This window comes from Segeticoccus rhizosphaerae (genome assembly GCF_009192725.1).
Lineage (GTDB): Bacteria > Actinomycetota > Actinomycetes > Actinomycetales > Dermatophilaceae > Segeticoccus > Segeticoccus rhizosphaerae.
In genome coordinates, this window is record NZ_VOHR01000592.1 from 1 (window position 1) to 1,117 (window position 1,117).

The 1,117-nt window shown below is 73.6% G+C and carries 1 protein-coding gene; it reads left to right on the forward strand.

All coding sequences use genetic code 11. The features are described from left to right. The coding region (gene galT / locus FRW57_RS21905) for a galactose-1-phosphate uridylyltransferase (RefSeq protein WP_152187073.1) at positions 1-1,053 on the forward strand (1,053 nt) is incomplete at its 5' end. Between the last annotated feature and the right edge of the window lie 64 nt (positions 1,054-1,117).

Consider the following 1,117-nt stretch of genomic DNA (forward strand, 5'->3'; position numbering starts at 1 on the left):
TGGCTGTCCGGAGCCGCCGAGCGCTCTCAGCCGGACGAGCGCGCCCTGGGCCCGCGGGCTGCCGCAGGCACGATGCGCCGCGACGCGCTCACCGGCGACTGGGTGGCCATCGCCGGGCACCGGCAGGGGCGGACCTTCCTGCCGCCCAAGGACGAGTGCCCGCTGTGCCCGACGGGGCGAGGGACGGTGCCCAGCGAGATCCCTGCGCACGACTACGACGTCGTGGTCTTCGAGAACCGTTTCCCCTCCTTCTCCACCGTGGCGGGTGACCCGTCGGGCGCCGAGCATCCCCCGGAGGGTGAGTCACCGGCATACGGCCGATGTGAGGTGGTCTGCTTCACCTCCGAGCATGACGCGAGCTTTTCGTCCCTCACCCCCTCTCGCGCGCGCACCCTCGTCGAGGCCTGGGTCGACCGCACCCGCGAGCTCTCCGCGATGCGCGGGGTCGCGCACGTCTTCTGCTTCGAGAACCGCGGACCCGAGATCGGCGTGACGCTGCACCACCCGCACGGACAGATCTACGCCTACCCCTTCGTGCCGACGCGCAGCCGGCTGCTGCTCGAGCGCGCCACCGACCACCACCGCAGGACCGGTCGCCTCCTCGGTGCCGACGTGCTGGCCGCCGAGCGGGCCACCGGTTCGCGCGTCGTGCTGTCCGGCGAGCACTGGACCGCCTATGTCCCGTATGCCGCCCGGTGGCCGGTCGAGGTCCACCTCGTCCCCCACCGTGACGTGCCCGACCTGGTCGCGCTGGACGACGAGGAGCGCGGGGAGCTGGCCGCGGTCTACCTCGACCTGCTGCGCCGACTCGACCGCTACTTCGTCGCCCGGGACGGCGCGCCGATCCCGCTGCCCTACATCGCGGGCTGGCACCAGGCGCCGGTCCACGAGGGGCGGGACGTGTCGCGCCTGCACCTGCAGGTGATGTCGGTGATGCGCGCCCCCGGCAAGCTGAAGTACCTCGCCGGCTCGGAGTCGGGGGTGGGCGCCTGGATCAACGACGTGGCGCCCGAGGCCGTGGCCGCCCGGCTGCGCGAGGTCGGCGGTGGCTGAGTCACCGACCGTGGCCGACCCGGCGGTTGATCCCGAAACCGCGGCCCCGGCTCAGGCGGCGGCG